The sequence below is a fragment of the Methanosarcina sp. A14 genome, from assembly GCF_001729375.1.
GTDB classification, from domain to species: Archaea; Halobacteriota; Methanosarcinia; order Methanosarcinales; family Methanosarcinaceae; genus Methanosarcina; species Methanosarcina barkeri.
Genome location: NZ_LZPK01000330.1, coordinates 1 through 2,582, shown reverse-complemented (window position 1 = coordinate 2,582; position 2,582 = coordinate 1). Strand labels below are relative to the sequence as shown.

Annotated in this window: 3 protein-coding genes; 1 reads left to right on the top strand and 2 read right to left on the bottom strand. The window is 41.7% G+C overall.

Annotation, left to right across the window (positions count from 1 at the left end; genetic code table 11):
• Positions 1-98: 98 nt before the first annotated feature.
• Complete coding sequence (locus tag A9239_RS14145) at positions 99-683, top strand: MEDS domain-containing protein (protein ID WP_048122825.1); 585 nt, start codon at positions 99-101, stop codon at positions 681-683.
• Between the two features lie 258 nt (positions 684-941).
• On the opposite strand, the gene A9239_RS19955 is transcribed toward A9239_RS14145, so the two are convergent.
• Both A9239_RS19955 and A9239_RS14140 read right to left on the bottom strand, forming a co-directional pair.
• Positions 942-1,088, bottom strand: a complete 147-nt coding sequence (locus A9239_RS19955; RefSeq protein WP_203397921.1) for an NAD(P)-binding domain-containing protein — start codon at positions 1,086-1,088, stop codon at positions 942-944.
• Positions 1,089-1,181: 93 nt separating this feature from the next.
• Complete coding sequence (locus A9239_RS14140; protein WP_255361957.1) at positions 1,182-1,934, bottom strand: PrsW family intramembrane metalloprotease; 753 nt, start codon at positions 1,932-1,934, stop codon at positions 1,182-1,184.
• Positions 1,935-2,582: the final 648 nt, after the last annotated feature.

The window sequence follows — 2,582 nt, the reverse complement described above, 5'->3', positions numbered from 1 at the left end:
AACAGATTATTGCTTAAACAAATTATTGCTTAAACAGATTATTGCTTAGTTTATGTAGAATTGAAAATAAAAGCTGAGTATGAGCAAATGGAGGAGAGATGACAGAGGAAGTAACCAGAAATTCTGGCATTGGTGCTATTGGAAATATTAATTGGGGAACACACTTCTGCCAGTTTTATAATACAAAACAGGATCTGGTAGATATAATTATTCCATATTTAAAAGCAGGGTTAGAAAATAACGAATTTTGCATATGGGTTGCATCAAATCCTCTAGAAGCGAAAAAAACCTTTAAAATGTTTGTTTCTAATCCAGAAACTTATCTGGAAAAAGGGCAAATAGAAATTATTCATTATGACGACTGGTATTTGAAAAGAGGTTTTTTCGATACGCAAGAGATCTTAAATGGCCTGATGGAAAAACTTAACAAAGCTCTGGCTAATGGCTATGAAGGTTTGAGGTTATTTGAAGGACTCTTTTCGCTGGAAGAAGAATATCGGGATGATTTCGCTGAATATGAAAGAGAAATAAACCGGGTAATCGACAACTCTCATATGCTGGTTCTCTGTACCTATTTTCTCAGGAAATATAATGCAGCTGCAATTTTCAATATCATTGAAAGGCATCAATTTGCTCTGATCAAAAGGAAAGGGAAATGGGAAAAAATAAGAAATTCCAGATGAAGAAATTCCATATAAAGAACTATTTTTTTGTATTCTTAATGTTGGATTCTTAATGTTGAGTTTGGTCAGGTCCTTGGCAGAACCCTCATGACTTAAGCTAATCCGTTTTTACGCTGGATTTCCAACCAATAACACTGGAGTCCTTCTGCCCTTCACCATTTTCTACTGCTCTTGAGTATTCCTCCCTCTATGACCATCTATGTCATCGGCAATAAGGCCCCGGTTCTGATTATCTGCGCGTTTATAAGTTTTAGATCCTTAAAGTGGCCGAGCTTTTTTCTTTGTCCTGTTATGTACGTGAACATCGTAGCTTTGTAATAGAAGGTTCGAAGCAAAAGAACTTCCCATGATCCCCAGGCCTATCACGCCAATAAATGTTTTTTTGTCAATACTTGAAGTTGTCAATTGATTACCTCATGCTCTTCCTAACGCTTTTATGTGTCCCGAAGTTCCTCCAAAGTTACATCAGTTTGGGCTTGAGGTTACACGTAGTCTTCCTTAGGTACACGTTTCCTCGATTCCTGATGGCAAAACCATTTGTAACCTGATTGCTTCTTTCCAGCGTATCCAGAGGATTAACAATCCGACAGCACCAATCACACCCCATGCAATTAACACGCCTAAATCCTGGCCAAAGATAGAAGAAACTACCAGGGGCAGCCCGTCCCACGTTGCATGTAGAATGGAAACAAGCAGATAAGCATTAATTACCTGCCAGTTAATGCGGAAGTTACAACTCTTGCTTTCCCGGAACAGTACACTGGCTAAAATAGCTGTCCAGGTTCCGTGCCCCAGCGGAGCAAGCAGACCACGAAGTAAGGTCACTTCCACTGTTGCCGAAATACTCCCATGACTTTCCAAAAGAGCCGTAAAGGCGTAACCGTTACTTTCCAGGGCTGCAAATCCCATTCCCGCTGCCGCACCCAGAATCAATCCGTCCATTTCCGAGTCATGCCGCCTGCGGCGTGCAATCACCAGCACTCCCAGGATTTTAGCAAACTCTTCGATGAGTCCTATTCTTAAAATTGCCCCAAGATTCAGCTGCCTGATAAAAAATGGCTCTAGAAAGGCCGCAGCAATGATACCCAGAAGCCCGCCATATATAAAAGCCAGGGAGACCGTTGGCATTGTCAAGCTGCTTAGGTGCCTGCGCTCGTATATAAAAGCCACATAAGCGACAGGGACCATAAAGCTGCCGACCATTGCCAGGGTGGGAAAAAGGTTTGAGTTCTTCGTCAGCAGCAAGGCCACCAGTAAGAGAACGTAGAAGACCACTGCTGTGGTTAGAACCTTTAACCAGCCGTTCCGTCGGACCACCGGCACAGGCGGCTGAATTTCCGTCGTGCTGTCCATAATTTCCTCCTATCTAATCTGTTAATCTCATTTTGCTACGTCCAGATCCTGGTCTGTCTTCAAGATCTGTAATCACAGGTTAATTAGGCTCCTGAAAGTAATCAGTGATTACAATCAAGGTGCTGCTTGCTGCTACGAAGTTAAACCGTTTACGTAGCTCAGCAGACTGTTTCCTGCCTGCACCCCATAGCCTGTCACCAAAAACATCCTTTACCCATGCAATAAGATATGTGATATCATTAAGGTGGAGCTTTTAATGCTAACCCTCTGATAACCGTACCCAGCAAATTTTATTAAAATCATGAAGAGGAGTACCCAGTGCAGTAAAGTATAGCCAGATCCTGGAAAGATAACTGGCTTAATTGTAACGATAGAGATCTTCGCTCTATCAGAGTAATGCCTTAATCACCGGACTTGTAATTTTCAGAAACTTGCTAAAGAAACAGTCCCTGGAAGAGTGAGAAGATTTCTAAATAGAGCATCCAGAGAGGGATTGAGAACGCTTTACAGACATTATTCTTAGATCCAGGTTTAATAGATTCAGGT

What these genes read in the sequence shown, in the direction of transcription:
- A9239_RS14145 (WP_048122825.1), top strand. Translation starts at nt 99, where the DNA reads ATGACAGAGGAAGTAACCAGAAATTCTGGCATTGGTGCTATTGGAAAT.